The sequence below is a fragment of the Pseudoalteromonas sp. T1lg48 genome (assembly GCF_002964785.1).
In the GTDB taxonomy this organism is placed as follows: domain Bacteria; phylum Pseudomonadota; class Gammaproteobacteria; order Enterobacterales; family Alteromonadaceae; genus Pseudoalteromonas.
Genome location: NZ_PQCC01000022.1, coordinates 254,870 through 279,979, shown reverse-complemented (window position 1 = coordinate 279,979; position 25,110 = coordinate 254,870). Strand labels below are relative to the sequence as shown.

At 51.1% G+C, this 25,110-nt stretch carries 26 protein-coding genes and 3 pseudogenes; 24 read left to right on the top strand and 5 right to left on the bottom strand.

The window, feature by feature from the left end; all coding sequences use genetic code 11:
* Positions 1-12: 12 nt before the first annotated feature.
* The gene (locus C2M29_RS14985) at positions 13-471 is read left to right on the top strand and encodes an LPP20 family lipoprotein (RefSeq protein WP_105190553.1); all 459 of its coding nucleotides are present in this window, start codon (positions 13-15) and stop codon (positions 469-471) included.
* Between the two features lie 9 nt (positions 472-480).
* Here the strand turns inward: C2M29_RS14985 and flgN are convergent, their stop codons facing one another.
* From flgN to flgA, 3 genes are all read right to left on the bottom strand, one after another.
* Positions 481-906: a flagellar export chaperone FlgN gene (gene flgN / locus C2M29_RS14980; protein ID WP_105190552.1), complete on the bottom strand. Its 426-nt coding sequence runs from the start codon at positions 904-906 to the stop codon at positions 481-483.
* A complete protein-coding gene (gene flgM, locus C2M29_RS14975) occupies positions 899-1,219 on the bottom strand; it encodes a flagellar biosynthesis anti-sigma factor FlgM (RefSeq protein ID WP_105190551.1) in 321 nt (106 codons plus the stop codon). Before flgM ends, flgN begins: the two co-directional genes overlap by 8 nt.
* 72 nt (positions 1,220-1,291) lie before the next feature.
* Positions 1,292-2,008, bottom strand: coding sequence for a flagellar basal body P-ring formation chaperone FlgA (gene flgA / locus C2M29_RS14970; RefSeq protein ID WP_105190550.1), 717 nt, complete (start codon positions 2,006-2,008; stop codon positions 1,292-1,294).
* A 175-nt stretch (positions 2,009-2,183) separates the two neighbouring features.
* Between flgA and C2M29_RS14965 the strand changes: the two genes are divergently transcribed.
* The 19 genes and pseudogenes from C2M29_RS14965 (at position 2,184) to fliD (ending at position 20,068) form a co-directional block, all read left to right on the top strand.
* Complete coding sequence (locus C2M29_RS14965; protein ID WP_105190549.1) at positions 2,184-3,116, top strand: chemotaxis protein; 933 nt, start codon at positions 2,184-2,186, stop codon at positions 3,114-3,116.
* Positions 3,117-3,163: 47 nt separating this feature from the next.
* Positions 3,164-3,997 carry a CheR family methyltransferase gene (locus C2M29_RS14960; protein WP_105190548.1) on the top strand — a complete coding sequence of 278 codons (834 nt, stop codon included), beginning with the start codon at positions 3,164-3,166 and terminating at the stop codon, positions 3,995-3,997.
* A gap of 71 nt (positions 3,998-4,068) precedes the next feature.
* Positions 4,069-4,479 carry a flagellar basal body rod protein FlgB gene (gene flgB / locus C2M29_RS14955; RefSeq protein ID WP_105190547.1) on the top strand — a complete coding sequence of 137 codons (411 nt, stop codon included), beginning with the start codon at positions 4,069-4,071 and terminating at the stop codon, positions 4,477-4,479.
* Between the two features lie 2 nt (positions 4,480-4,481).
* Positions 4,482-4,904, top strand: a complete 423-nt coding sequence (gene flgC, locus C2M29_RS14950) for a flagellar basal body rod protein FlgC (RefSeq protein ID WP_105190546.1) — start codon at positions 4,482-4,484, stop codon at positions 4,902-4,904.
* A gap of 14 nt (positions 4,905-4,918) precedes the next feature.
* Entirely contained in the window at positions 4,919-5,596 is a 678-nt protein-coding gene (locus tag C2M29_RS14945) for a flagellar hook assembly protein FlgD (RefSeq protein ID WP_105190545.1), read from the top strand.
* 38 nt (positions 5,597-5,634) lie between these two features.
* Positions 5,635-6,996 carry a flagellar hook protein FlgE gene (flgE, locus tag C2M29_RS14940; protein ID WP_105190544.1) on the top strand — a complete coding sequence of 454 codons (1,362 nt, stop codon included), beginning with the start codon at positions 5,635-5,637 and terminating at the stop codon, positions 6,994-6,996.
* 119 nt (positions 6,997-7,115) lie between these two features.
* Positions 7,116-7,859, top strand: a complete 744-nt coding sequence (locus C2M29_RS14935; protein ID WP_105190543.1) for a flagellar basal body rod protein FlgF — start codon at positions 7,116-7,118, stop codon at positions 7,857-7,859.
* A 21-nt stretch (positions 7,860-7,880) separates the two neighbouring features.
* Positions 7,881-8,669 carry a flagellar basal-body rod protein FlgG gene (flgG, locus tag C2M29_RS14930; protein WP_105190542.1) on the top strand — a complete coding sequence of 263 codons (789 nt, stop codon included), beginning with the start codon at positions 7,881-7,883 and terminating at the stop codon, positions 8,667-8,669.
* Between the two features lie 12 nt (positions 8,670-8,681).
* Positions 8,682-9,374, top strand: coding sequence for a flagellar basal body L-ring protein FlgH (gene flgH, locus C2M29_RS14925; RefSeq protein WP_105190686.1), 693 nt, complete (start codon positions 8,682-8,684; stop codon positions 9,372-9,374).
* Between the two features lie 11 nt (positions 9,375-9,385).
* Positions 9,386-10,480: a flagellar basal body P-ring protein FlgI gene (locus tag C2M29_RS14920; protein WP_105190541.1), complete on the top strand. Its 1,095-nt coding sequence runs from the start codon at positions 9,386-9,388 to the stop codon at positions 10,478-10,480.
* 125 nt (positions 10,481-10,605) lie between these two features.
* On the top strand, positions 10,606-11,595 hold the full coding sequence (flgJ, locus tag C2M29_RS14915) for a flagellar assembly peptidoglycan hydrolase FlgJ (protein WP_105190540.1): 990 nt from the start codon (positions 10,606-10,608) through the stop codon (positions 11,593-11,595).
* Positions 11,596-11,598: 3 nt separating this feature from the next.
* Positions 11,599-13,596 (top strand): flagellar hook-associated protein FlgK, encoded by a 1,998-nt coding sequence (gene flgK / locus C2M29_RS14910; RefSeq protein WP_105190539.1) that lies wholly within the window; start codon positions 11,599-11,601, stop codon positions 13,594-13,596.
* 5 nt (positions 13,597-13,601) lie between these two features.
* Positions 13,602-14,822, top strand: coding sequence for a flagellar hook-associated protein FlgL (flgL, locus tag C2M29_RS14905; protein WP_105190538.1), 1,221 nt, complete (start codon positions 13,602-13,604; stop codon positions 14,820-14,822).
* A 281-nt stretch (positions 14,823-15,103) separates the two neighbouring features.
* A pseudogene (locus C2M29_RS16915) lies at positions 15,104-15,514 on the top strand (flagellin N-terminal helical domain-containing protein); the annotation flags it as partial.
* 387 nt (positions 15,515-15,901) lie between these two features.
* Positions 15,902-16,525, top strand: a complete 624-nt coding sequence (locus C2M29_RS16910; RefSeq protein WP_442792575.1) for a flagellin — start codon at positions 15,902-15,904, stop codon at positions 16,523-16,525.
* A gap of 217 nt (positions 16,526-16,742) precedes the next feature.
* Positions 16,743-17,105 (top strand): annotated as a pseudogene (locus C2M29_RS16905) (flagellin N-terminal helical domain-containing protein); the annotation flags it as partial.
* A gap of 809 nt (positions 17,106-17,914) precedes the next feature.
* Positions 17,915-18,145, top strand: a pseudogene (locus tag C2M29_RS16900) (flagellin); the annotation flags it as partial.
* A gap of 113 nt (positions 18,146-18,258) precedes the next feature.
* On the top strand, positions 18,259-18,630 hold the full coding sequence (locus C2M29_RS14890; protein ID WP_105190536.1) for a flagellar protein FlaG: 372 nt from the start codon (positions 18,259-18,261) through the stop codon (positions 18,628-18,630).
* Between the two features lie 22 nt (positions 18,631-18,652).
* Positions 18,653-20,068, top strand: coding sequence for a flagellar filament capping protein FliD (gene fliD / locus C2M29_RS14885; protein ID WP_105190535.1), 1,416 nt, complete (start codon positions 18,653-18,655; stop codon positions 20,066-20,068).
* Positions 20,069-20,126: 58 nt separating this feature from the next.
* On the opposite strand, the gene C2M29_RS14880 is transcribed toward fliD, so the two are convergent.
* On the bottom strand, positions 20,127-20,456 hold the full coding sequence (locus tag C2M29_RS14880; protein WP_158684743.1) for a hypothetical protein: 330 nt from the start codon (positions 20,454-20,456) through the stop codon (positions 20,127-20,129).
* Positions 20,437-20,835 carry a flagellar export chaperone FliS gene (gene fliS / locus C2M29_RS14875; RefSeq protein ID WP_105190533.1) on the bottom strand — a complete coding sequence of 133 codons (399 nt, stop codon included), beginning with the start codon at positions 20,833-20,835 and terminating at the stop codon, positions 20,437-20,439. Before fliS ends, C2M29_RS14880 begins: the two co-directional genes overlap by 20 nt.
* A 344-nt stretch (positions 20,836-21,179) precedes the next feature.
* Here fliS and C2M29_RS14870 point away from each other — a divergent pair, with 344 nt between their 5' ends.
* The 4 genes from C2M29_RS14870 (at position 21,180) to C2M29_RS14855 (ending at position 24,946) form a co-directional block, all read left to right on the top strand.
* On the top strand, positions 21,180-22,610 hold the full coding sequence (locus C2M29_RS14870) for a sigma-54 interaction domain-containing protein (protein WP_105190532.1): 1,431 nt from the start codon (positions 21,180-21,182) through the stop codon (positions 22,608-22,610).
* Between the two features lie 589 nt (positions 22,611-23,199).
* On the top strand, positions 23,200-23,529 hold the full coding sequence (locus C2M29_RS14865; RefSeq protein ID WP_105190531.1) for a hypothetical protein: 330 nt from the start codon (positions 23,200-23,202) through the stop codon (positions 23,527-23,529).
* A gap of 117 nt (positions 23,530-23,646) precedes the next feature.
* Positions 23,647-24,285, top strand: a complete 639-nt coding sequence (locus tag C2M29_RS14860; RefSeq protein WP_105190530.1) for a glutathione S-transferase family protein — start codon at positions 23,647-23,649, stop codon at positions 24,283-24,285.
* A gap of 127 nt (positions 24,286-24,412) precedes the next feature.
* Positions 24,413-24,946 (top strand): hypothetical protein, encoded by a 534-nt coding sequence (locus tag C2M29_RS14855; RefSeq protein ID WP_105190529.1) that lies wholly within the window; start codon positions 24,413-24,415, stop codon positions 24,944-24,946.
* Positions 24,947-25,110 lie beyond the last annotated feature (164 nt).

The following is a 25,110-nucleotide window of genomic DNA, read 5'->3' as shown; positions in this document are numbered from 1 at the left end:
GTGGAGAGCGAGATGCTGCGTCAAGTGGGCATAATTCTAGGGTTGGTGATCGGCGCTGCAGGCTGTAGCTCGATGTATGATAAGCACGTTGAGTACGCCATTGAACAACCGGATAGCTACCCTGTTTTAAAGGCGGTGGGGTATGCGCCCATAGCGCCGCAACCAGGCGAAACAGCCGAGCAAAAATCCCTGATGGCAATGAAGGCATCTAAGATAGAGGCCTATCGTGAACTGGCAGAGCAGGTATATGGTCAGCAACTCAGTGCCCATACCGAGCTGGCGCAAGCCGTTGCCAGTAACGATCAGCTAGAGGCCAAAGTGCAAGGGGTGATCCGTGGTGCCAAGGTAATGAGCAGCTATGTGGTTGGTGACAGTTATGCCACCGAGCTGGAACTGGATATGAAGCGTGTTTACGATCTTTACATAAGTGAGACCAAGCCACGTAAGATAAAAAAGGTCAGCTATTACTAAGACGGCTGGTTAGGCTTTAAGGTTACGCACCAGTTTATTGTCGCTGCGGTCAATGGCGCCGTCGGCGGCATAGGTAATGGAGCTCGGCGCGCCGATCAGTATATCCTTGAGCTGTTTAACGCTCAGTTGTGCCTGGTGGGCGGCATGGGCATTGATCTGGTTTTGCTGTTGGCACTGGGTAAGTAGTTCCCGGGCGCTGTCGATCAATTGCTGGTCTTGCTCATCGCGCTCGCTTTGGTGGGCCAGGAGCTGGGCAATATGTTGATCTTGTTTTTGAATCTGGGTCAGAGCCTGAGCTTTGGCTGGGGTAATGGTTTTTAATTCGGTGCCGCTGCGCCCAGCGATGGCGGTAAGCTCGTCCTTAAGTAAGGCGAGCAGCTCGTTGAGGCTGTTTTGCTGTTGTTTCAGAGCCAGGGTGAGCGCCGAATCAGCCATACACATCAAACTCGAATGCAGCGATATTTTTCGCCAACTTTTCGCTGTCGATCTGGTATTTGCCGGCGGCAATGGCTTTTTTCAGTTCGGCAACTTTTTGTTCATCGAATCCCGAAGAACGTTCTGCCTTTTCTTGTAATGAGCGCATTTGTCGTGCCTGTGGAGTGAGACTCACAGAATCGCTCGCGGCTTTGACATCGGCCTTAGTGGCAGCGCCAGTGGCCTGAGATTGCGCCGATTTTTGCTGCTCGATTTTATGTTGCGGGTTATTATAGACCGCGCCTTGCTGGCTCTTATTTACTTGATTAACCATGTCTTCGTACCTGAGCTAAACTGACCTTTGGATATTTTATCGGCCATTTACGCCATTACTTTAGCATATAATTTATATATTCACTGCAACGGTTTCAACCGCGGTGACCTGGGCACTGATCAAGCGCCCGGATTTGCGGTTACGAACGCGGATATTCTCCCCCAGGCCTCCGTCCTCTAAGGCCTCGCCCGAAGTTTTTATGGTCAAACCGTTGACCTTGGCGACTATGGTCACGCTATCTCCCTTACATACCATGCACAACTGATTGAGGTTAATGGGTAGGCCTTGGCGGATAGTACGTTTGCTGCGACTGCCAATAACCACATCCGGGCTTTCAACGTAGCGGGCACGGACAAAATGTTGTGGTCTTAACTCGGTGCTGACATCCGTAGCGGCAATAATCTGGCCCCGGGCAATATGGCTGTTGGCCACCACTATGGGTGAGAGCTTATCGATACGCACATGCACGTATTGAGTCCACAGAGCCGGCTCTGGGCATTTAAGTTGCACCGTCACCTGACGGTTAAAGGGGGGCTCGCTGGCGGTGGACAGCTCCGGGGGTTGGGCGCAGGAGCGCGAAGCGATGCGCGCATCCAGTTCGATGGCCTGTACCTGGAGCTCCTGCTGCGGTTTTATCTGGGCTAAGGCGATAATATGTTGCTCAGCCAAGGCTTGTAGACGCTCGCGGCTGTAGTCCTTGTTTTGGTTTGTTTGCGCCTCGGAAAAAGGAATTAGAAATAGAGCATTCAGCAGCCAGAAGCCATGAATAAATATTATTTTTTTGAACATACTGAGGGCCTTTCGACTATGCTTATTGCACAAAACAGGGTATAACTACGAAGCGTCAAATAGCAGACGCGCAAACGTAATTATGCTGACTTGGTTAGCTCGAAGCAAAAAGCGTTCCTATCTGGCGCATACTCGCGCAAATCTGTAGTTTTTAGTCAATGCTAGGAGGGCCCCGATGGCTGGCATTTTAGATTCTGTCAATCAACGCACCCAGCTGGTGGGTCAAAATCGCCTCGAACTCTTGTTATTTAAACTCAAGGGACGCCAGCGCTTCGGCATCAATGTGTTTAAGGTACGCGAAGTACTACAGTGTCCAGCACTGACTAAAATGCCCAAGAGTAACCCCTATATTCGTGGCGTTGCCCATATTCGCGGGCAAACCATTTCCGTCATTGACCTGTCGATGGCCGTGGGCGGCCCGGCGATCACCGATACCCAGGATTGTTTTGTCATTATCGCCGAGTACAACCGCACGGTGCAGGGCTTTTTGGTCGGTGGTGTCGAGCGCATCGTCAACATGAACTGGGAAAACATCATGCCGCCGCCGTCCGGAGCCGGCCGTTATTCCTATTTGACCGCCGTCACCGAGATAGACAAGGAACTCGTTGAGATCCTCGATGTAGAGAAGATCCTCGCCGAGATAAGTCCCGTCAACACAGAGGTCAGTCAGGGCATTGCCGACGACGGTGAAATGCAGCGGGATATTGGCGAGCGTATCGTTTTTATCGCCGATGATTCTGCGGTGGCGCGCAACCAGGTAAAGCGCGCGCTCGAGCCGCTCGGGGTACAAACCGAGCTGGCTAAAAATGGTAAAGAAGCGCTTGTGCGTTTAAAGGAAATCGCCGAGCTTGATTGCCAAAATACCATTACCGAACGAGTGGCGCTGTTGATCTCCGATGTGGAAATGCCGGAAATGGATGGCTATACCCTGACCGCCGAAGTAAAAGCGGACCCCAAACTCGCGCCCATGCATGTGATATTGCATACCTCCCTCAGTGGTGTGTTCAATCGCGCCATGATTGAGAAGGTTGGCGCCGATGACTTTATCGCTAAATTTAACCCTGACGAATTGGCGAGTGCGGTAAAAAAATGGGTGCACAACGACTAAGGTCGGTGTTGCCCATCCTGGTTAATCACCACTAAGTGAGTCATAGATTGGAAAATAAGCACTTACCGCTTAACGAATATAATCAGTTTCGTGCATTTTTAGAGCAACAATGTGGCATTGTGCTCGGCGACAGCAAACAGTATCTGGTTAAAAGCCGGCTGGCTCCATTGATGACGCGCTTTGGCGTCGACACCCTGTCGCAGCTGGTGCAAAAAACCTTAAGTGTGCATGAGCGGCAACTTCGTGCCGCCGTGGTGGACGCCATGACCACCAACGAAACCTTGTGGTTTCGCGATCAATATCCGTTCGAATTACTGAAGAACCGGCTGTTACCCGAGTTTAAAGGCCTGGCGCGACCGTTAAAGATATGGTCGGCGGCCAGCTCCTCCGGTCAGGAGCCGTACTCTATTGCCATGACCCTGGCCGAATACCAACAAAGTCGCCCCGGGGCGCTGAGCGGCAATGTGCAAATCGTCGGCACCGATATCTCCAACAGCATGCTGGAGATGTGTAAAAAGGGCGAGTATGACGCCCTGGCCTTGGCCCGTGGGCTCAGTGCCGAGCGCCGCCGTAAGTTTTTTACCGACTGCGAGAACGGCATGGCTCGGGTCAACGACAACATCAAGCGTATGGTCAGTTTTCGCCACCTCAATCTGCTCGACTCCTATGCCTTACTGGGCAAGTTCGACATTATCTTTTGCCGTAATGTGCTGATTTACTTCGCTCCCGAGGTGAAGGCAAAGATCATAGCTCAGTTTGCCCAGGCCTTGAATCCTGGCGGTTACCTTCTGCTCGGCGCCAGTGAGTCCATGACAGGGCTCAGTAACGACTTCACCATGCTGCGTTGCAATCCCGGTATCATCTACCAAAAAAACACATAAAAACATACGGTTAAAATCTATGGTATAAGAATTGCTGTAGCCCTTTCCACAGTCAAAAATTTGGAGAGGCTATGGCTATCAGCTTTGATAAAGCGTTTGGGATACACCCCCAGGCGATGCTTATACGTTCGCAACGCGCCGAGCTCCTGGCGTCGAATATTGCCAATGCAGACACCCCGGGATACAAGGCCAAAGATATCGATTTTGCCACCGCCCTAAAAGCGGCAAAAAGTGGGCAGCTAAGCGGCAACCGGCTCACCACCACCCACCCGGATCACCTGCATGCAGGCACAAAAATGAACTCGGGGGTAACTAAATTTCGCGTTCCAAATCAAACAGATACAGGTGATGGGAACTCTGTTGATGTACAGGTGGAACGGAATTTGTATACCCAGAATGCCATAGAGTATCAGGCCAGCCTAAGTTTTATGACCGGCAAGATTTTAGGTCTTAAGAAAGCGCTAGGCGGTCAAGGAGCATAACCATGAGTTTATTTAACGTTTTTGATGTTGCCGGCTCGGCGATGAGTGCACAGAACGTGCGCCTAAACACCACCGCCAGTAACCTTGCAAATGCCAACTCGGTGAGCTCCTCTGTGGAACAAACCTACCGTGCTCGCCAGCCCGTGTTTGCCGCGCAATTGCAGCAAGCCCTGGGCAAAGAGCATGGTGAGTCTGTAGGCGTGAAGGTCTTGGGCGTGGTGCAAAGCGATAAGCCATTGCAAGTCGAGTACAACCCCAATCACCCCATGGCGGATGATAAAGGCTATATCTACAAACCCAATGTCAATGTGGTGGAAGAGATGGCCAATATGATTTCTGCCTCGCGCTCCTATCAGACCAATGTGCAAATCGCCGATTCAGCCAAGCAAATGCTCACCAAAACATTGCAGCTTGGTCGCGGGTAAATTGAGGATAGAGCATGAGCAATAATGTGCAATCAACCTCGGGATTAGGCTCGTTATATTGGAACGACAACCAGCCCAAGACAGAGGAAAAAAATGATGAGTTAACGCAAGAAGATTTTTTCAGCTTGCTGACTCAGCAATTGTCTTATCAGGACCCGAGTAAACCGGCGGACAACGACCAGATGATTGCGCAGATGACCAGCTTCACCATGGCCGAAGGGATCTCCAAGCTTAACGAAAACTTTTCGTCCTTGGCGGCATCCATGACCTCTAACTCCGCCTTGCAGGCGTCCACTTTGGTAGGGAAGAAGGCACTGTTGGAGTCGGACACCATAGAGCTTAACAGCGGTGAAGTGAGTAAGGGCACGGTATTGGCACCGGAGACGGTGGATAACCTGACCCTGACCATTAAAGATAGCAGCGGACAAATCATAGATACCGTTGATCTCGGTGCCCAAAGCGCCGGTGCTATCCGCTTTGAGTGGGACGGCCTTGATGCCGATGGTCAGCCGTTCCCGCCGGGCGAGTATCAAATTGTCGCCGAGGGCAGCATCAATGGCGAATTTAACGCCTTGCCCCTGGCAACCTTTAAGAATATCGAGAGCGTCAATATCAATGGCGCAAATGGAATTATCGTCAATACCAAAGAGGGCGCGGTGCGACTATCCGAGGTAGCGGAAATTTCTGTGTAATAGCTTGCGCCGTTTGGCACTAATCGAAGAGGTGGAACATGAGTTTCAATATCGCATTAACCGGGCTTGCTGCAGCCCAGAAAGACTTGGACGTTACCGCGAACAACATTGCCAACGTCAATACCACGGGCTTTAAAGAGTCTCGTGCCGAATTTGCCGATGTGTATGCGGCTTCGGTATTCAGTGCCGGTAAAACCAAAAGCGGTGACGGTGTGCAAACCACCATGGTGGCGCAGCAGTTCCACCAGGGCTCACTTAAATTTACCAATAACGCCCTGGATTTGGCGATCACCGGTGACGGCTACTTTGCCATGACCGACAGCCTGGCGTCGCAAGACATGACCTATACCCGTGCCGGTGCCTTTAAGCTCAACGACGATAACTTTATGGTCGATGCCAAGGGTAACTTCTTGCAAAGCTTCCCGGTTGACCCCAGTTCAGGCGATACCTCATCGGTTAGCCTAAGCACCGCTAACCCGATCCAGATCCCCGATGCATCCGGTTCACCGCGCGCCACGCAAAACGTGTATTCATCCTTTAACCTGGATGCCACCGCCGATGCCCCAGGCCTGGTATTTGAGCCGACCGATCGCGCCACCTATAACTCATCGACTTCGACAACTGTGTATGACTCACTGGGTGAGCCGCATATTCTGCAGTATTTTTTCGTGAAAAAAGATCCGGCCACGGCGCCTAACGAGTGGGAAGTCTACGCCACTATGGATGGCAAGGTCATTGACCCGGGCACGGGGGCCGAGCAGCCAGCCTCGCCATTTACGCCTTTGGTTGAATTTGGCTTTGATTCCAGCGGTCTGCCGGCGACCACCAATGGCAACCCGAATGTGACTCCAAGCACCTTTGATGAGGTTACACTGCCGGCGGGACCGGGCACCGGTTTGTCGACCCTGTTAGATAATGGCGCCACCTTCCCGGATTCGGGCGTGGAGCTGAACTGGCGCGATGAAGGTAATACCGCCAACAAAGTGCCGACTCAGTATGCCAGCCGTTTTGAGGTTAAAGCCCTGGAACAAGATGGCTCAACCGTAGGTCGTCTTGCGGGCATCGATATTGGCACCGACGGCAAGGTTGTGGCGTCGTACAGTAATGGCGACTCCACTTTCCTGGGTCAGGTCGCCATGGTGCGCTTCCCGAACTCACAGGGTTTGCAGCAGGTGGGCAACACCGGCTGGAAAGAAAGTATTGAATCCGGTGAGCCGATCGCCGGTGAGCCGGGCACGGGCACACTGGGCACCATTAACTCCTCGGCGCTCGAGCAGTCAAACACTAACCTGACCAATGAGTTGGTGGACCTGATCACCGCACAGCGTAACTTCCAGGCCAACTCGCGGGCGCTGGAAGTGAACTCAACATTGCAGCAGAATATCCTGCAGATCCGTTAAGGATAGTTGAGATTATTAAGGCCACGTTTACGTGGCCTTTTTTGTGTCCTTATTTTGTCGTCATTGTTGGTATTAATCTTGCTTTTCCTACTCTAGTTAAGAATTGTGGGAGCAAGCCAATGGATAAAATGCTGTATATAGCAACTTCCGGCGCCAAACAAAGCCTGTTGGGTATGGCGGTTAAGAGTAATAACCTGGCCAATGCCAATACCACGGGGTTTAAAGCCGATATTGCTCAAGCGCGGTCAATGCAGGCCTTTGGTGAAGGTTTGCCGACCCGGGTCTTCGCCTTGCAGGAGCGTGCAGGAACCAACACCAGTGCCGGCGGCATTTCCGCTACCGGACGCGATCTGGATATCGCCATGAGCGAGCAGGGCTGGTTGACTGTACTCGATGATGCCGGTAATGAGGCCTACACCAAGGCCGGCTCGCTGAGCGTTACTCAAGAAGGCCTGCTGGTGGACCGTGAAGGTCGCCAGGTGGTGGGCGAGGGCGGCCCGATTATTCTGCCTCTACCCATAGAAAAAGTCAGCTTTAGTAAGGATGGCACCATACAGGTTCGCCCCCAGGGCGCGCCGGCCAACTTTCTAGAGGAAGTGGACAGGCTGAAAATAGTGCAGGCCAGCGGTCGCCAGGTCGAAAAAGGCAATGATGGCCTGTTTCGTGCCCGCGAAGGTCAAAACATTGACGTTTCCGCCGAGGTTTCCATTATCCCCGGAGCGTTGGAAACATCCAACGTCAATCCGGTCCATGAAATGGTGGACATGATCAGCCATCAACGCCAATTCGAATTACAAGTCAAGCTAATGAAAACCGCCGAAGAAAATGATCAGCGCGCCGAATCATTGCTGCGCATCGTTTAGCCTTAGCGAGGAGTTAATAATATGAACCCAGCATTGTGGATCAGTAAAACCGGGCTTGATGCCCAACAAACCGATATTTCGGTGATTTCCAACAACCTCGCCAACGCGAGTACGGTGGGATACAAAAAGAGCCGCGCCATTTTTGAAGACCTGCTCTATCAGAATATTAATCAACCGGGCGGGCGTTCGTCCCAGGACACGGAAATGCCTTCGGGCCTGATGCTTGGCGCCGGTGCCAAGGTGGTAGCAAACCAAAAGAACTTTTCTCAGGGTAATATGCTGAGCACCGAAAACTCCATGGACTGGATGATCCAGGGCCAGGGTTTTTTCGAGGTATTACTGCCCGATGGCAATATTGCCTACAGCCGTAACGGCCAATTCACCACGGATGAAGACGGCCGTATCGTCACCAGTGGTGCCGGCTTCCCGGTGCAACCGGAAATGAATGTGCCCGACGATGCTCAATCACTGACCATCTCGCAAGACGGTGAGGTCTCGGTGCGCATTGCCGGTCAGGCGGATAACGTGGTGATCGGCCAGCTGGTGATCAGTGACTTTATCAACCCATCCGGTTTGGAACCCATGGGTCAAAACCTCTATACCGAAACCGCCGTCAGTGGCGCGCCGGTGCAGGGTAACCCGGGTGTCGATGGCCTTGGCATCATAGTTCAAGGGGCACTGGAAACCTCTAACGTGAATGTCACCGAGGAGCTGGTGAACCTGATTGAAACCCAGCGCGTGTATGAGATGAACTCCAAGGTGATTTCGTCCGTGGACCAGATGTTGAGCTACATTAACCAGCAACTCTAAGGCAGCATTATGATGACTAGGTCTTTATGGTTGGCGGCCGGTGTGTCGGCTACCCTGGCATTAAGCGGTTGCGAAACGACGCAAAATGCCACCGTGGTAGCGGATGATCCCTATTACGCCCCCATGTATCCGCAGCAGGCGCCGCAAAACATCAACAATAATGGGGGCTTGTTTAACCCTGTGTTGGCCAATGATCTGTATGCGGATCAAAAGGCATTGCGTACCGGTGACATCATTACCGTGGTGCTGCGCGAGTCGACCCAGGCGTCAAAAACGGCGAAAACCGAAACCGATAAGGAAACCGAAGTGGGTCTGGACCCGGTTATTGGTCTTGGTGGCAACCCGGTGAATATCGGCGGCGACAGCATAGAGCTGGGAGTAAAATCCAACGCAGCCTTTACCGGCGATGCCAAGTCGAATCAATCGAACAGCTTAGCCGGCAATATCTCGGTTAACGTGATGCGGGTGTTGCCCAACGGCAATCTGGTGATCCGCGGTGAAAAATGGCTCACCTTAAACACCGGTCAGGAGTTTATTCGCCTAGAGGGCATAGTGCGCCCGACCGATGTCAGCGCCCAAAATACGGTGGAAAGCAGCCGCATTGCCAATGCCCGCATTCAGTATTCGGGTAAGGGCGACATGCAGGAAGCGCAAAGTGCCGGTTGGCTGTCGCGCTTCTTTATGGGCTCGTTCTTTCCGTTTTAAGGAGTATCAATATGCAATGGTTTAGCGTCATCATCGCCACACTCGTAACTTTGGCAAGCCTGCCGGCTCAGGCCGAGCGCATCAAGGATGTGGCCATGGTCGAGGGCGTACGAAGCAACCAATTGGTGGGTTATGGTCTGGTGGTGGGTCTTCCCGGCACCGGTGAGAAGAACCGCTATACCCAGCAAAGTTTTAAGGCCATGCTCAATAGTTTCGGCATTACTTTGCCGGCCAATTTGCAGCCCAAGATTAAAAACGTTGCCGCCGTTGCCGTGCATGCGGATATGCCGGCCTTTATGAAGCCGGGGCAAACCATGGATGTAACCGTGTCTTCCATCGGCAGCGCTAAAAGCCTGCGTGGCGGTACCCTGTTGCAAACCTTCTTAAAGGGTATCGACGGGAATGTGTATGCCCTGGCGCAGGGCAGCCTGGTCGTCGGTGGTCTCGGCGCCGAGGGCCTAGATGGCAGCCAGGTAGTGATCAATACCCCAACGGTGGGACGCATTGCCAATGGCGCCACGGTGGAGCGGGCCATACCCAGCCCCTTTGCACAAGGCGACTTTATTACCTTTAACCTCAATCGCCCGGATTTCACCACCGCAAAACGCCTGTCCGATACCATTAATAATTTGCTCGGTGATGATACCGCCACGGCCATGGATGCCGCCTCGGTGCGGGTGTTAGCGCCGCGGGACATGGCGCAACGGGTTGCCTATTTATCCACCTTGGAAAACCTCGAGTTTGAGCCCGCCGACAATGCCGCGAAAATCATAGTCAATTCGCGCACCGGCACCATAGTGATAGGCAAAAACGTCAAGTTGCAGCCGGCGGCCATTACCCATGGTGGTCTTACCGTGACCATCGCCGAGAATGCCCAGGTGTCGCAGCCCAATGCCCTGGCTGGCGGTCAGACCGTGGTTACCAATCAAAGCATTATCGATGTTCAGCAAGACGACTCGCGCGCCTTTGTATTCGACCCCGGCGTGAGCCTGGATGACCTGGTGCGAGCCATAAATGAGGTGGGCGCGGCTCCTGGCGATCTAATGGCGATTTTAGAGGCGCTTAAAGAAGCCGGCGCCATTAATGGTCAGTTGGTGGTGATTTAATTCCAGGTAATTGATCTACTGATTAAAAAGCCCGCCGTTATTGCGGGCTTTTTAATGGCTGTTGGTATACAAATTGCATAGTCAGCAGCATTAATTGCTCACATGGTTTTAATCTCGTCAGCACAATGGATGCCAATCAACTACAACAGCAAAGTGTATTTGACCTAACCAGTCTGGACAGGCTGCGTCAGGATGCCCTCAAGCAGCCTAAAGGCAGTGAGGGTGAGCGCGCGGCACTGAAGCAGGCGGCGCAACAGTTTGAGTCAATCTTTACGCAAATGCTGTTAAAAAGCATGCGTCAGGCCAATGCCGCCTTTGAGGATGAAAACAGTCCCTTTAATGCCAGCAGCGTCAAATATTTTCAGGACATGCACGACCAGCAGTTATCCAGCGAGCTGTCGAAAAACGGTTCCTTAGGCTTGGCGGACATCATAGTGCAGCAGCTGTCGCCAGAGCAGGGCAAATATGTTCCCGCCGAGATACTGCGTATGCCGCAGATGGCAAGTGCTCGCTCGGTTAAAGGCGCAGACACTCAGGTGCAGGCAGAACCCGCCAATCCCAAGGTTGAGGCCGAGGTAAAGACCAAGACCACAGCCGAAGCTACGACAGAGACGCCAAACTTCCAGGGGGCACAGGACTTTATCGAGGGCGTGTGGCAATTTGCCCGCCAGGCGGCGGCAAAAATTGGCGTACATCCCGGGGTAATGGTGGCCCAGGCGGCTTTGGAAACCGGTTGGGGTAAGCACATCATTCAATCAGCTAACGGCGAGAGTTCCAATAACCTCTTTAACATCAAGGCCCACCGTGACTGGCAAGGGGCCAGCATCTCTAAAACCACGGTGGAGTACGAGCAAGGCGTCGCGGTGAAGCGCAATGAGCCGTTTCGCATGTATGGCTCCTTGCAACAAAGTTTTGACGACTTTGTTTCGTTTTTACAAAGCAATCCCAGATATCAACAGGCGCTGGCGGTGGCCGATAAGCCCGCCGCCTTTATCGATGCCATCAGTGCGGCCGGTTATGCCACCGATCCCAACTATGCCACTAAAGTGAAGCGCGTTCTTGCTCAACCCGAATTAAAGGCCCTGGTAGGCTCGCTACCAGGCATTGGAGACTAAGGTATGTCTTTTAACTTACTTAATATTGCCAGCTCTGGCATCCGTGCCAGCACCGAGCTGCTCAATACCGCCAGTAAGAATATAGCGAATGTGAATACCGCCGGTTATGTGCGTGAGCGCACCGAGCACGGCGGCACCATAGACAACCAAATTGGCCGCGGTGAAACCTATCGCCTGCTTAATGAATTTGCCCAGCAGCAGCTTAATCGCGATACCTCAAACCGCGCCTTTTTCGAGCGCTTTACCGCCGACGCGGGACGTGTGGATACCATGTTCTCCGAGGAATCGACCAGCTTATCGACGCAAATTAATAATGTTTTTAATAACCTGCAAGAGGCGTTGAACCAGCCGGCGAATAGCACCACCCGGTCCTTGTTCTTCAGTAATGCCCAGGGCTTTGTCGATCAGCTCCATACCCTGTCGGGGGCGCTGAGCGAGCAACAGCAGGCGGTCAATGAGCAGCTTTACGGCTTAAGTGAAGAGGCCAATGGCTTGATTGAAAAAATCAGTGAGCTTAACAGCAAGATCACCGCCGTGCATGGCAGCGATACTCAGGCCAGCGCCAGCAATCTTTATAATGAACGGGATCTGGCGATCAAGGAGCTTTCGGCCTTGGTGAATATCGAAACCACCGATGGCCCTCATGGCGAGAAGCTGGTGTTTATGAGCACGGGTGAGTCCCTGGTGATGGAAAACGGCACCTTTAATATGTTCTCTTTGCAGGGAGACCCGGATCCCAGCAAGATGGAGCTGAAGCTCGACGTGCAAGATGGCAAAGCCATCGCCATCGATATTGACCCTAATACCTTGAAGGGTGAAATTGGCGGGGTGCTGGCCTATCGTGATGAGATCCTTATTCCGGCGCAAACCCAGCTTGGGCAAATGGCCTTGTCCTTTGCCGATGCCTTTAACCAGCAAAACGCCCTGGGTATGGCGGGCAATGGTGAGCTTGGGGGCGATCTCTTCACCCTGCCAAGCGTTGCCGGTCTGGCCCATGGCAACAGCAACGCCGAACTCAGTGCCACTTTGGCGCCGGGGCAGGGCACCAATATTCCCGCCAGTGATTTTCGCCTTGAGTTTACCGGTCCCGGTGCCAACGATGTTCTGGTGCAACCCATAGACGCTTCCGGCAATGCCATAGGCACCGCATCGGCGGCCACCATAGCCGCCAATGGCGATGTGGACTTTGGTGGCAATGATTCCTTCGGCCTGCAAATTAATGTCAGTACCCTGGGCGCGATTGGCGATAAGGTCGATATCAAGCTCAATAGTGCCGCGGCCAGCCAGCTGACCCTGGCCACCGACCAGGGAGAAGACCTGGCTCTGGCCTCGCCCATACGCACCGAAACGAATATTAATAATAACTCCGAGGCCAGCATTAGCGCCGGCTCGGTAACCAGTATTGGTACCGGCTTCCTATCCGGACCGCCACCGAGTCTCGCCAATGGCGAGCTGACCCTGACCAAGGTGGCAGAGCCGGATCAATATACCCTGTCCGACAGTGCCAATTCGGTGACCTTTACCTTGAGCGACCCTAAAGACAGTATTCTCGCTCAGGCCGGGGCGCCTTTTGATGCCTATGGCTTTGATTTTGATATTAAGGGCACGCCTGAGGTAGGAGACAGCTTTAGCGTCGAATTTAATGACCAGGGTTTTGATGATAACCGTAATGGCCAAGCCCTGGCGGATTTGCAAAACCAGAATCTGGTGCGACAAAGCGTGAATGCGCAAAACGATGGCAGCAATGGCAAAACCTTTAACCAGGCCTATGCCGGTACGGTGAGCGACATCGGCATGGTCACCGCCCAGGCGCAAACCAGCTTTGGTGCCTTTAGTGCTCTAGAAGCCCAATCTAATGCCTGGTACGAGTCGCTGTCCGGGGTCAACCTCGATGAAGAAGCCGCCAATTTATTGCGCTTCCAACAAAGTTACTCGGCCTCGGCGCGCATTTTGCAAACCGCCCAAACCGTTTTTGACACCCTGCTTAGCTCTGCGAGGTAACTGCTATGCGTCTATCAAATAATATGTTTTATCAAAACAGCCTGAATCAGTTACTGCGTAAGCAATCGGATGTATTGCAGGCGCAAAACCAGGTGGCCACCGGCGAGAAATACAGCAGTGCGTCTCAGGCGCCCAGTGATTATGCTCAGGCCATGTTGTTGGGCGATAAAATACAAATTAATGAGCAGCACCAGAAAAACATCAATATGCTCAGCAGTCGCTTAAACACCCAGGAAAGCGTGCTGCAAAACATCAACACCACCATTCAATACGCAGAGGAGTTGGCGGTGCGTGCCGGTAACGGTGCCCTAAACGAGCAGGATAAAAAAGCCCTGGCCAGCGAGCTGAAAGAGCTGCAAAAAACCTTATACGAGCTGATGAATACACAAACGGAAGACGGCAAATTCCTGTTTTCCGGCTACCAGGACGCCAGTCAGGCGTACAAGTTTGACAGTGTCGGTGGCGAATATGTGTATCAGGGCGATCAGGGCCAGCATCAAATTACCATAGCCAATAACGTTAAAATCAATTCCAGCGACAATGGCTTTACCTCCTTTGAGAAGGTCGCGGCACGATTGAATATCGCCGATACCGATTTAGGCACAGGTATTGCCGTGATTGCCGATCAGGGGGCCTTCGATGCTTTCCATCAGGCCAACTATGATGACGTTACTGCGGCCAACAACAGCTTTACCATCAATGTGCTGCCGCCGGCGCCGGGTACCACCATCGAGCAATACGAAATAGTCGACAGCACGGGCACCGTGTTGCAAAGCGGCGATTACAGCGGTGAGATCATAGACTTCAACGGTCTCAACATCAGCCTCAATGAGGGCGAAACCACGGCCAGCGTGACCCTGGAGGCACCACAAAAGAAAAATGTCTTAAACACCCTGGGTGATCTGATCAACACCCTCGAAGATGGCTCGCTGACCAATGAGCAATATCACCATAATCTCGCCGATGCCAATGTCGGTTTGCGCAATGCGTCGGAAAAAGTGGTTTACACCCAGGCGACCCTGGGCGCTCGTATGAATGCCCTGGAGCGAGTACAAGACAGCAATAGCGCCCGCGAGATCAATAACCAGGCGGCGCGCTCTAACCTGGTGGAAGTGGATATGGCCGCAGCCATCAGTGAATTGACGCAACATGAGACCGCCTTGCAAGCCTCTCAGGCCACCTTTGGCCGTCTGGCTAAGCTGTCACTGTTTGATTATATCGGTTAAGACCCTATCGGCCTTTGCCGCCAACTAGAAATAAAGAGGGCCAAGAGGGCCCTTTTTTATTTTCGGCAACCCGGTTTTTGCCACCCGGCAAAATGAGCGGCAAGAAGCTGACAATAAGCGCTGGTTATCGGTTGTTTGATTTTTATTTTTAATAATATCTATTTGATTTTTAATAAAAAAGAAATTTTGGCACGGTGTGTGTATAAAGTTTAAGGAAATAATATCCCAAGTGGTTCGCCTTACTTGTAAGAACCACGGTAAACCTCTTAGGAGATGGTAAAATGGCTTTAAGTGTAAATACGAACGTTGCGTCGCTCAACGGCCAGCGAAACCTATCAAAATCTGGTCAAGCGCTGGAAACCTCAATGCAGCGCCTGTCATCGGGCCTACGTATTAACAGCGCCAAAGACGATGCCGCCGGTCTGCAAATCGCCAACCGTCTGACATCGCAGATCAACGGCTTGACCGTGGCCCAGCGTAACGCTAACGATGGTATTTCCATGGCCCAAACCGCCGAAGGGGCGATGCAGGAATCGGCCAATATTTTGCAGCGTATGCGAGACCTGTCTTTGCAGTCGGCGAACGGTTCCAACAGCGCTGATGACCGCAAGGCCCTGCAAAAAGAAGTTGCGGCACTACAACAAGAATTAACCCGTATCGCCGAAACCACCAAGTTCGGTACCACCAGTCTATTAGACGGCTCGTTTGGCACTAAACAGTTTCAGGTAGGCGCCAACGCCAATGAAACCATTAATGTGAGCCTGGGTAATACCTCGGCCGATGCCATCGGCATCCATGAAATTACCGGCGCCGGTACCGTCTTAGGCACCGAGACTGCGGCGGGCGATCTTGCCAGCCTATTGGCGACGGTGACGGCCGACACCTTGAATATTAACGGCACCGACATTGCCGTGGCCAGTGGTGAAGGTGCGGCGGATATCGCCGAAACCATTAACCAGGCGGGCATTGGCGTAAATGCGGAAGCCGTATTGGAAACCACCATCAGTGGTATTTCCGGTGCGACTGCGGTGTTGACTATTGGTCCGGATACCTATGATCTGGCCACCTATGGCGGCGATATGGAGCGTCTGGCGGAAGATATGCTGGCCGATGGCTATGATGCTATTTTCGATGCCGACGGTAACGGCGGTAATGGCGAAATTACCCTTAAGGCGACCGGTGTAAACGGTATTAGCTCGACCGATACCAAAGCTGGTGTGGCATTTAATTTAGGCGGTGTGACGGCTCCATCTAACGGCTCTGCGGCCGTGGCTTCAACTTTGGAGCTGGGCTCGGCGGATAAAATCGGTATTTCAGGTAACACGGCCAATGAATTGTTTGGCTCTGGCGTGATTGCCGCAGGCGGTACTTCGGCACTGACCTCGGTAGAGAGCATAGATATCAGCGGCTCGACCTCTGCAGGCGCCCAAGATGCGATCAAGACCATTGACGCGGCTCTGGCGCAAATCGACTCGCAGCGTGCTAGCCTGGGTGCGGTGCAAAACCGTTTTGGTCACACCATCTCTAACCTGGCCAATGTATCGGAAAACGTGTCCGCCTCACGCAGTCGTATTCAGGATACCGATTTTGCCGTAGAGACGGCGAACCTGACTAAAAACCAGATCCTGCAACAGGCCGGTACCTCGATTCTGTCGCAGGCGAACCAGTTGCCGCAGGCGGCAATCAGTCTCTTGGGCGGCTAATTTTTTCCCGTCCTTTGGTATTAAAACCGCGGTTATCCGCGGTTTTTTACGTTTATCTATATGAAAAATATGGGTTTAATTATTTTTCAAAAAAATTGTTAAAGTTATTTTTTGGCCGGCCGTTAACCTAATCAGAACGGAGCTGGAACAAGAATAATGTTGATGGCTCTTGGTGAATACGACTTAAAGAATTACGACAGTAATCAGGAGTTTGAACATGGCTTTATCAGTAAATACCAATACCACCTCGTTAAACGCCCAGCGTAACCTAGGCAAGTCTAGCTCAGATCTACAAACGTCAATGCAACGTTTGTCTTCTGGTCTGCGTATCAACAGCGCCAAAGACGATGCTGCGGGTCTACAAATCGCTAACCGTCTAACCTCGCAAATCAATGGTCTGGGTGTTGCTCAGCGTAATGCCAACGACGGTATCTCAATGGCACAAACCGCAGAAGGTGCGATGCAGGAGTCTGCTAACATCCTACAGCGTATGCGTGACCTAGCGCTTCAATCTGCTAACGGTTCAAACAGTGCCGACGACCGTGCAGCGCTACAAAAAGAAGTAAGCTCACTACAACAAGAATTAACGCGTATCGCCGAAACCACTAAATTCGGTGGCACCAGCCTACTTGACGGCTCTTTCGGTACCAAGCAATTCCAGGTAGGTGCCAACGCCAATGAAACCATCAACGTATCATTAGGCAACATGTCGGCCGATGCCATCGGTGCCAATGAAATCAAAGGCGCGGGTACCGTACTAGGTATTACCGCTGCTGCCGGTGACCTGGCTACCAACAGTGCGGTGACTGCCGGTGATATCAACGTAAATGGTAAAACTGTAACCATAGGTGCTAACGACGGTGCTACCGGTATTGCCGACTCAATCAACGACGCTGCCGCGGGTGTAACCGCGACTGCTAAATTAGACGTAGTTATCGCCGGTATCACCAGTGCCGACAATGCCACTATCAACATAGGTGAAGACTCATACGACCTGGGTTCTTACGGTGGCGACATGGCGCGTCTAGCAGAAGACATGACCGCCGACGGTTATAACGCCGTATTCGATGCAGACGCTCAGAGCATCACGCTTTCAGCGACCGACGTTGACGGTATCGAAGCCATTGCAGAAACTGTGGGTACGCCTGCTGGCGGTCTAACGTTTGACGGTGTTGCCGCTGCAACGGCCGATACCTCTAAAACATCACGCGTTGAGCTGTCTTCACCGAATACTATCGGTATTTCTAACGATGGCACCGCAAACGAGCTTGAGTTCCTCGGTGCATCGGGCAGTACTTTAACAACTGTTGAAGACATCGATATCTCAGGTACCGACAGCACAGGTGCACAATCTGCGCTGAACACCATCGATGCGGCCCTGGGCAAATCGATGCTCAGCGTGCTGACCTGGGTGCGGTGCAAAACCGTTTCGGTCACACTATCTCGAACCTATCGAACGTGTCTGAAAACGTATCTGCATCACGCAGCCGTATTCAGGACACCGACTTTGCTTCGGAAACGGCGATTCTGACCAAGAACCAAATCTTGCAACAAGCAGGTACGTCTATCTTGGCTCAGTCTAACCAGTTGCCACAAGCTGCATTGAGCCTACTTGGCTAAGGGCGCAAACGGCAACAGCTAAGCACAAAGGAAGGTGTCGGTTGGCCCTTCCTTTTTGCGTTTTAACTAAGCTTTCATAGCATTACCAAGAACAATAACTGCTAGGAGGATGTATGGACAGGGTCAACATGGATAACAAGCTGGACTTTGCACTCGCCCAGGCCATCAAACAGCTTAATGCCTCACCTGAGCCCATTGTTAATACGCAGCCACAATCTCAGAGTGAAGAGCCGGAAACTTTATTGGCCACCGAAGCTTTGACCTCACAGCAGTTAGAAAAAGTGGCGCAGCAATTGCAGACATTTGTCAGCGAAATGAATAAGAGCCTCGAATTTTATGTTCATGAAGAGTCGGGGCGTGACGTGATCCAGGTTATTGATAAGAACAGCGGTGAGCTGGTGAAGCAGTATCCGTCACAAGAAGTATTGGATGTGGTAGGTCGCCTGGCGCAAGCCCCAGGCATATTTATCGATTCACAAGTGTAGTGCCAAGCGAAAGGGGGCCAGTATGGCGATTTCATTTACCGGTATAGGATCCGGTGTTCAGATTAACGACATAGTTTCTGCCATAGTTAATGCGGAAAAGGTGCCCTTTGAGCAGCGCATGGCCAGACAACAGGCCAACTTCACCACGGATATCTCCGCCATTGGCGCGCTCAAGGGGGCGATGGAGGAGCTGGCAACGGCCATGGAGTCCTTGGCCGATATCGATAAATATCAACAGCGCCGTATTTCCGGCGGTGACGACTTTGTTTCTGTCAGTTCGGATAAAGACGCCGCCCTTGGCAGCTATTCGGTTAAGGTGAACGCCCTGGCGCAGTCACAAAAGCTGATGTCCGGCGCCTTGGCCGCCGATGAAGATGTGGGCGAGGGGACACTGACCTTTGCCTCGGGCGGCAATACCTTTGCCGTTGATGTTGCCGCCGGTGACAACCTTGAGGCACTGCGTGACAAGATCAACGACGCCGAGGACAACGGCGCCGTGACCGCGACCATCATCACCGATGCCAGTGGTCAGCACCTGGTGCTGTCGAGCAAGGAAAGCGGTGTGGAAAACGCCATTACCGTGACCGTCGATGACAGCGGCGATGGCAATGGCCTCGATGCCAATGGCTTATCGCGTTTTGCCTATGATGCGGATGCAAGCTCACCGACCTTTGCACAGAACCTGACGCAAACGGTTGCCGCGCAGGATGCGTCGATCACCATCGACGGTACCATTGTCGCCACAAGCAGTACCAATGAGTTTAATGGGGTGATCGACGGTATCGACATCGAGGTAAAGAAAGCCCATGGCGTCGATGACGATATCAGTCAGCTTAAGGTGCGCGAGAACAACAGTAATGTGAGCGTTGGCCTCAATACCTTCATCGAGAAATTTAACGCCCTGGTCGATTTGGCCAATCAGTTAGGTAAGGCCGATGGCGAAAATGGCAGTGGCCCCTTGGTGGGCGATTCCTTACTGCGCAGTTCCCTGAATCAAATTCGTTCCATGTTTAGCAATGGCTACGACACCGGCAATGGCGAAACCATCTTGCTGGGCGAATTGGGTGTGCGCACCGAACGCAGCGGCAAGCTGACGCTGGACAGCGACACCCTTAACGATCAGCTTGAGGCCGACCCACAGCGGGTGCAGAATTTCTTTATTGGTGTCGATGGAGAGTCCGGCTTTGCCAATGACCTGACCAAGGTGCTGGGTAATTTTGATGACATTATGCAGCAGCGTATCGATGGCCGTGAAGCGCAACTGGATAAGCTTGACGACGAGTACGAGCGCTTCCAGGACAAGATGACCTCGTTAGAAAGTCGTTTATTCCGGCAGTACAATGCCATGGACTTGCTGGTGGCTAATATGAACAGCACCGGCAATTACTTGCAGCAGCAATTGAACAGCTTGCCCGGGGTGGTGAAAAAGTCCGATTAAGGAATAAAAAAAGGAGTGTAAGCACTCCTTTTTTTATGGGTGTTTCCCTTGCTCTCGGTTAGAGCGAGCGATATTTGGCAATGGCCTTGTTATTGCTTTTTTGCCGCCGTATTTCGTCCATGGCCTGTTGGCGTTTTTGCACCGCGGCCTGTGTTAGCTCGTCAATCAGCTGTTTAAGGGTCGTGGTTTCCTCAAACCCGGGCTTGGGTCCCGGGCCTTCATACAAGTCTTTAATATGGGCGTCGAGTTGCTGCTGTGCCTGCAACAGCCGTTGCTCATCCTCGAGCGGCGCGGCAATTGCCTGCGCCAGGTTTTGCACCAGGGCGTTGAGGGTGTCGTCGCTAAAGGTGGGAAGGTTCGCCATCATGCTATGCGTGGGCAGCGCCATCGCGAGCCTCGGTTGGAATGGTGTCCCAGCCTTCTTTAATGGTTTTGATCAGGCCCGACACTTCATTGATGATCTCAACGTCATTATTAATATTGGCTTCCACCAAGCGGCGCTGACAAAAGTCATACAGGGCGTGTAGATTATCTGAGATCTCGCCTTGGGTCATATCCAGGGCGTCTTGCAGGGCACCTAACAGGGTGATGCAGTGGGACAGGTTTTCACCCTTGGTCACCAGATCGTTGCGGGCGATGGCGCCATTGGCCGCGGCCAGTTTGCCGATAATGTTGGTAAACACCAGGTTGACCTGATCGTATGGGCGCATTTCACGCACACTGCTGACCTTGACCTGGCGATACTTGTTAATTGAAGAATGAGCCATGTTTTCCTCCGGATTCTCAAAGCTAGACTAAAGCATTAAGCAAAAAGCAAGCCAGGAGCGTAAGATTACGAGCCTTTAAAATAAAAAAGAGGCCGAATTCGGTGCCAATTTTCTCATGCTCTGTGTGCGTCCCATTCTAACAAGGTTACGAAAACAGGCGCAGAAAATTCGTCTCTCTTAGCTTATGATTTATAAAAACTAATCCTTAATTACTGCTTTCGCGCAAAGGAATGGCGAGTATTTGGCATCCATGTCAAAAAAGTGCCGATTGCACTTGAATCCTCACTTAACTGCAATACAATCGGTGGCCTGTACCCATAGCTTTTGAATTAAATGGCGCTAGGATGATCCTGATTCTTGATGACAACGGCAGTCGTGCCCAAGGCCTAAGTTACGCATTAACCTTTGTGGGTGAAGGTAATGAAATCATTACCTTGGAGCAACTCTCTGACAAAGTTGGCCAGCACCAGGAAGCGATCATCGTGTTGGGTGCCCTAAACCAGGGCGAGCATGAGCAGTTGATCCAAACGCATCCAGAACTGCCGTTTTTGTTGGTGGGACAGACCCTAAAACCGCTGTTAAAAATAGCCAATGTTATCGGCCTGATCTGTGAACCTTTTTCCCAGGATGTCACCACTCAGCTGCTGCATGACTGCCAGCAATATGTGCGTCTTAAACCCTGCGGCAATAGCAATGTCAATGCCAAAGCCTTTAATGGCCTGGTGGGCGATACCGAGGCGGTGAATCATGTCCGCTTTTTGATCTCCCAGGTGGCGAAAACCGATGCCAACGTGCTTATCCTCGGTGAGTCGGGTACCGGTAAGGAAGTGGTGGCGCGTAATGTCCATCAGCTTTCCGGACGCAGCAGCGGCCCGTTTGTGCCGGTTAACTGTGGCGCTATTCCCGCCGAGTTATTAGAAAGTGAGCTTTTTGGCCACGAAAAAGGGGCCTTTACCGGCGCAATTTCGGCGCGTAAGGGCCGCTTTGAACTGGCTCAGGGCGGCACCTTGTTCCTCGATGAAATCGGCGATATGCCGTTGCAAATGCAGGTTAAGCTGTTGCGGGTGCTGCAAGAGCGCAGCTATGAGCGCGTTGGCGGCACCAAGGCCATTCAGGCGGATGTGCGGGTTATCGCCGCCACCCACCGTAATCTCGAGGAGATGATCAGCAGCGGCGACTTCCGTGAAGATCTCTACTACCGCTTGAATGTTTTCCCCATTGAAAATCCGGCGCTGCGCGAGCGCGCTGAAGATATAGGCCTGTTGCTAAAAGAGCTTACCAAGCGCTTGCAACAGCACGGTGGCCAAGGGGTGAAATTTACCGATCGCGCCATCGCCAGCCTGCAGGCACACTCCTGGCCGGGCAATATTCGCGAACTGGGTAACCTGGTGGAGCGCATGGTGATCATGTTCCCGGATCAGGTGGTCGATGTGCCGGACCTGCCAAGCAAATACCAGCACTTAGACGTTGAAGCCTTTGTGCCTGAGTATCCGGAAGAATTGTTAGAGCGCCAGGCGTTAAACGACATCTTTGGCGAAGGCTTTATCGAGGAGGATGAAGACACAGCAGGCGAGGGTAATGGCAAAGCCGATATGGGCCTGTTGCCCGATGACGGTATTAAGCTCAAAGATTATTTGGGCGAGCTTGAGGTCAGCCTTATCACCCAGGCTCTGGAGCGCTACGACTATGTGGTGGCTCGAGCGGCCGAGATCCTTGGCGTGCGCCGTACCACCTTGGTGGAGAAAATGAAGAAGTATGAGCTTAATAGGGATTAGGAGGCGACGCGCCGCCTGATGCACTTTTTGGATTCCGCCTTTGGCATGAATGTGGTTTTAAATGTAAGTTGCTGTTTTTACTTGGCAGTGGTTTTCACATTAAGATCTTGTCGCGTTGGCGACGGCAACCAAGGGGTGGTTTACGCCAACCACCCCTTGGAACCCCAAGGCGCCCCCACATTGCATTATTTCCTCACCAGGTTACGAGAAATGAACGTAACCAGCATGCACAAGGCGTCCATGCCCCTAGCATGCTTTCGCCAGCAGTCCCCCTCCTCACAGAGCTCGTCACCTTCAAGCGGCGCGAGTGAAACTGTTCATTCGCTTATTTCCGCTTTCAGCCTAGCAGGCGATTACTCTTCTCGCCCCCTGTTTCGGATGCAATGTAAGGGGATTAGGCTGATACACCGAGTTTCAAAGTTAGTGTTGCTCTGGCTGTTAGCATGGATGGTGCGCTAGCGAAAAAAGTCATTGCTGGCAAAAGGTTGGGTGATTTGTTACCAATAGATACAAAATCGAGTAGGGAAACTTGTAAGCAGTCTAATACAACAATTTTCTTCTATTAACTTGTTAAATTTCTAGGTGAGATATGGACGCTCAGATATTTGAATTAGGACTACCCAATGGCACAGCTATAGCCTCCGCTATTATTGCATTCTTATCAGCTTATTACGCCTGGCGTACCAATAATGAAGCTAAAAAAGCCAATGAATTATCTCGAATGAATGGGCTTTTATCTTTCAGAAAACACTACTTAGAGTTAATGGAGCATCAAGTAAAAATTGCTGAAGTGTTGAAAACTAGCGATAGTGGTATGCAAGCGGTTCGTGAAAAGCATGCCGAACTTGATGGTAAGCTTAGAGAAATCAACAAAGAATTAGAGCCTTACCATGTAAAAGTGGTAGCAAATGAAATATAACAAGCAAATCAATGAAGGACTTAAAAAGTTTGACTTAAACTCCTTCACCGCAAAGTATTGCCAGGCTTTTTAAGTTTGTTTTTTGGTCGTTTTAAGCGTTGTTTAAAGGAGTGTCAGTTGTACCAACTATATTATTATCCACTAAATGCAAGTATGGCTCCCCACTTTATCCTTGAAGAGTTAAAAGTGGATTTCGAATTAATTAAAGTAGATAGGAAAAGTAATGCTCAAAAGTCTCAGGATTATTTAGCCTTAAATCCTGTGGGCAGGATCCCGACATTAATTGATAATGGGTATCCTATTTTCGAAAGCCCAGCTATCTGCATTCATTTATCAGAAACACATCCATCTTCAAATTTAATACCAGAAACAGGCTCTCCAAATCGCGCTTTATTTTTTCAGTGGATGATGTATCTAACGAATACAGTTCAAGCTGAACTAATGATTTATTTCTATCCTCAAAAACACACTAAAGACGAAAAGGGTACTGAGGATATAGTTCAGGCTCAAGAAGAGAGAATTACAGAAATGTTGGAATTACTTGATAACGAGCTTGAGGGTAAAGAATATTTGATTGGAGACTCTCTTAGTGCCTGTGACTTTTTCTTATTTATGCTATCCGTTTGGGCTGATGAATTTAAAAGGCCTCCATTGTCATTTAAAAATTTATCTATTTATCTCAAAAAGCTAGCTCAGAGAGACTCAGTTGTGCGAGTTTGTAACAAAGAAGGGTTAAGCCTTAAAGACTATGAGTAGGCTGCTTCACACAAGGCAATTACAGTTCGGGCTCTTTAAGCTTGGCTTGCTCTCCTTCTTCGCAAATTTTAGCTAAGCATTTATGTGTCTATTGATAATGCGTCATGCAAATATAAGAGTTCTTAACATGCTAAGTCAGGTTGAAAGTTGGCTAAATGAGCTAGAAGTAATAGCCAAGGGAAACAAAGCTAACGCTAATGCTTCAGGTCAAAAATACATATGGTATAGCGCCCAAAAGAATAAGGATATTAAGTCCAAGTTTGCTGATAAATGTGAGCGTTTATCTACGGACGCTAGACAGTTTAAGGCAAGATCTAGCGGTGATGGTGGTTCTGGTGGAGAGTGGCTTTATGATTTTACCCTTTGGGAGTTTTCTGGCAAAAATCTTATAGGTATTCCGCTAGTAGCTGAAATAGAAATGTCAGACTCAAAGTCAGGCGGACTTGTCTACGATTTCAATAAGCTCTTACAATCTGATGCAGATAATAAGGTATTCATTTTTCAGCAAAAAAGTAAGTCTGGTTTTTGCGAAATACTAAAGGACATAGAAGCAGCAATAAAAAACTATGCCCATAAAGTACCTAGTGAATATTTAGTTTCGTGCTGGATCATGTCTGAGTATAAATTTTTGTCTAAACGAGTTTCAGTTAGCCGCTCGTAGCCAAGCACTTAAGTCGACCAAACATACTGCAATTATTGTGTCCAAAGATAACCGCCCGAAATTTAAACTTCTATCTGTGCCGGATTAGCATGACATCAATATCTAATTCTGTGGCCTTACATATCAACACTTAACTCGAAACTAACAGATATCGTTTTTTTCTT

What these genes read in the sequence shown, in the direction of transcription:
- C2M29_RS14985 (WP_105190553.1), top strand. Translation starts at nt 13, where the DNA reads ATGCTGCGTCAAGTGGGCATAATTCTAGGGTTGGTGATCGGCGCTGCA.
- flgN (WP_105190552.1), bottom strand. Translation starts at nt 906, where the DNA reads ATGGCTGATTCGGCGCTCACCCTGGCTCTGAAACAACAGCAAAACAGC.
- flgM (WP_105190551.1), bottom strand. Translation starts at nt 1,219, where the DNA reads ATGGTTAATCAAGTAAATAAGAGCCAGCAAGGCGCGGTCTATAATAAC.
- flgA (WP_105190550.1), bottom strand. Translation starts at nt 2,008, where the DNA reads ATGTTCAAAAAAATAATATTTATTCATGGCTTCTGGCTGCTGAATGCT.
- C2M29_RS14965 (WP_105190549.1), top strand. Translation starts at nt 2,184, where the DNA reads ATGGCTGGCATTTTAGATTCTGTCAATCAACGCACCCAGCTGGTGGGT.
- flgB (WP_105190547.1), top strand. Translation starts at nt 4,069, where the DNA reads ATGGCTATCAGCTTTGATAAAGCGTTTGGGATACACCCCCAGGCGATG.
- flgC (WP_105190546.1), top strand. Translation starts at nt 4,482, where the DNA reads ATGAGTTTATTTAACGTTTTTGATGTTGCCGGCTCGGCGATGAGTGCA.
- C2M29_RS14945 (WP_105190545.1), top strand. Translation starts at nt 4,919, where the DNA reads ATGAGCAATAATGTGCAATCAACCTCGGGATTAGGCTCGTTATATTGG.
- flgE (WP_105190544.1), top strand. Translation starts at nt 5,635, where the DNA reads ATGAGTTTCAATATCGCATTAACCGGGCTTGCTGCAGCCCAGAAAGAC.
- C2M29_RS14935 (WP_105190543.1), top strand. Translation starts at nt 7,116, where the DNA reads ATGGATAAAATGCTGTATATAGCAACTTCCGGCGCCAAACAAAGCCTG.
- flgG (WP_105190542.1), top strand. Translation starts at nt 7,881, where the DNA reads ATGAACCCAGCATTGTGGATCAGTAAAACCGGGCTTGATGCCCAACAA.
- flgH (WP_105190686.1), top strand. Translation starts at nt 8,682, where the DNA reads ATGACTAGGTCTTTATGGTTGGCGGCCGGTGTGTCGGCTACCCTGGCA.
- C2M29_RS14920 (WP_105190541.1), top strand. Translation starts at nt 9,386, where the DNA reads ATGCAATGGTTTAGCGTCATCATCGCCACACTCGTAACTTTGGCAAGC.
- flgJ (WP_105190540.1), top strand. Translation starts at nt 10,606, where the DNA reads ATGGATGCCAATCAACTACAACAGCAAAGTGTATTTGACCTAACCAGT.
- flgK (WP_105190539.1), top strand. Translation starts at nt 11,599, where the DNA reads ATGTCTTTTAACTTACTTAATATTGCCAGCTCTGGCATCCGTGCCAGC.
- flgL (WP_105190538.1), top strand. Translation starts at nt 13,602, where the DNA reads ATGCGTCTATCAAATAATATGTTTTATCAAAACAGCCTGAATCAGTTA.
- C2M29_RS16910 (WP_442792575.1), top strand. Translation starts at nt 15,902, where the DNA reads ATGGAGCGTCTGGCGGAAGATATGCTGGCCGATGGCTATGATGCTATT.
- C2M29_RS14890 (WP_105190536.1), top strand. Translation starts at nt 18,259, where the DNA reads ATGGACAGGGTCAACATGGATAACAAGCTGGACTTTGCACTCGCCCAG.
- fliD (WP_105190535.1), top strand. Translation starts at nt 18,653, where the DNA reads ATGGCGATTTCATTTACCGGTATAGGATCCGGTGTTCAGATTAACGAC.
- C2M29_RS14880 (WP_158684743.1), bottom strand. Translation starts at nt 20,456, where the DNA reads ATGGCGCTGCCCACGCATAGCATGATGGCGAACCTTCCCACCTTTAGC.
- fliS (WP_105190533.1), bottom strand. Translation starts at nt 20,835, where the DNA reads ATGGCTCATTCTTCAATTAACAAGTATCGCCAGGTCAAGGTCAGCAGT.
- C2M29_RS14870 (WP_105190532.1), top strand. Translation starts at nt 21,180, where the DNA reads ATGATCCTGATTCTTGATGACAACGGCAGTCGTGCCCAAGGCCTAAGT.
- C2M29_RS14865 (WP_105190531.1), top strand. Translation starts at nt 23,200, where the DNA reads ATGGACGCTCAGATATTTGAATTAGGACTACCCAATGGCACAGCTATA.
- C2M29_RS14855 (WP_105190529.1), top strand. Translation starts at nt 24,413, where the DNA reads ATGCTAAGTCAGGTTGAAAGTTGGCTAAATGAGCTAGAAGTAATAGCC.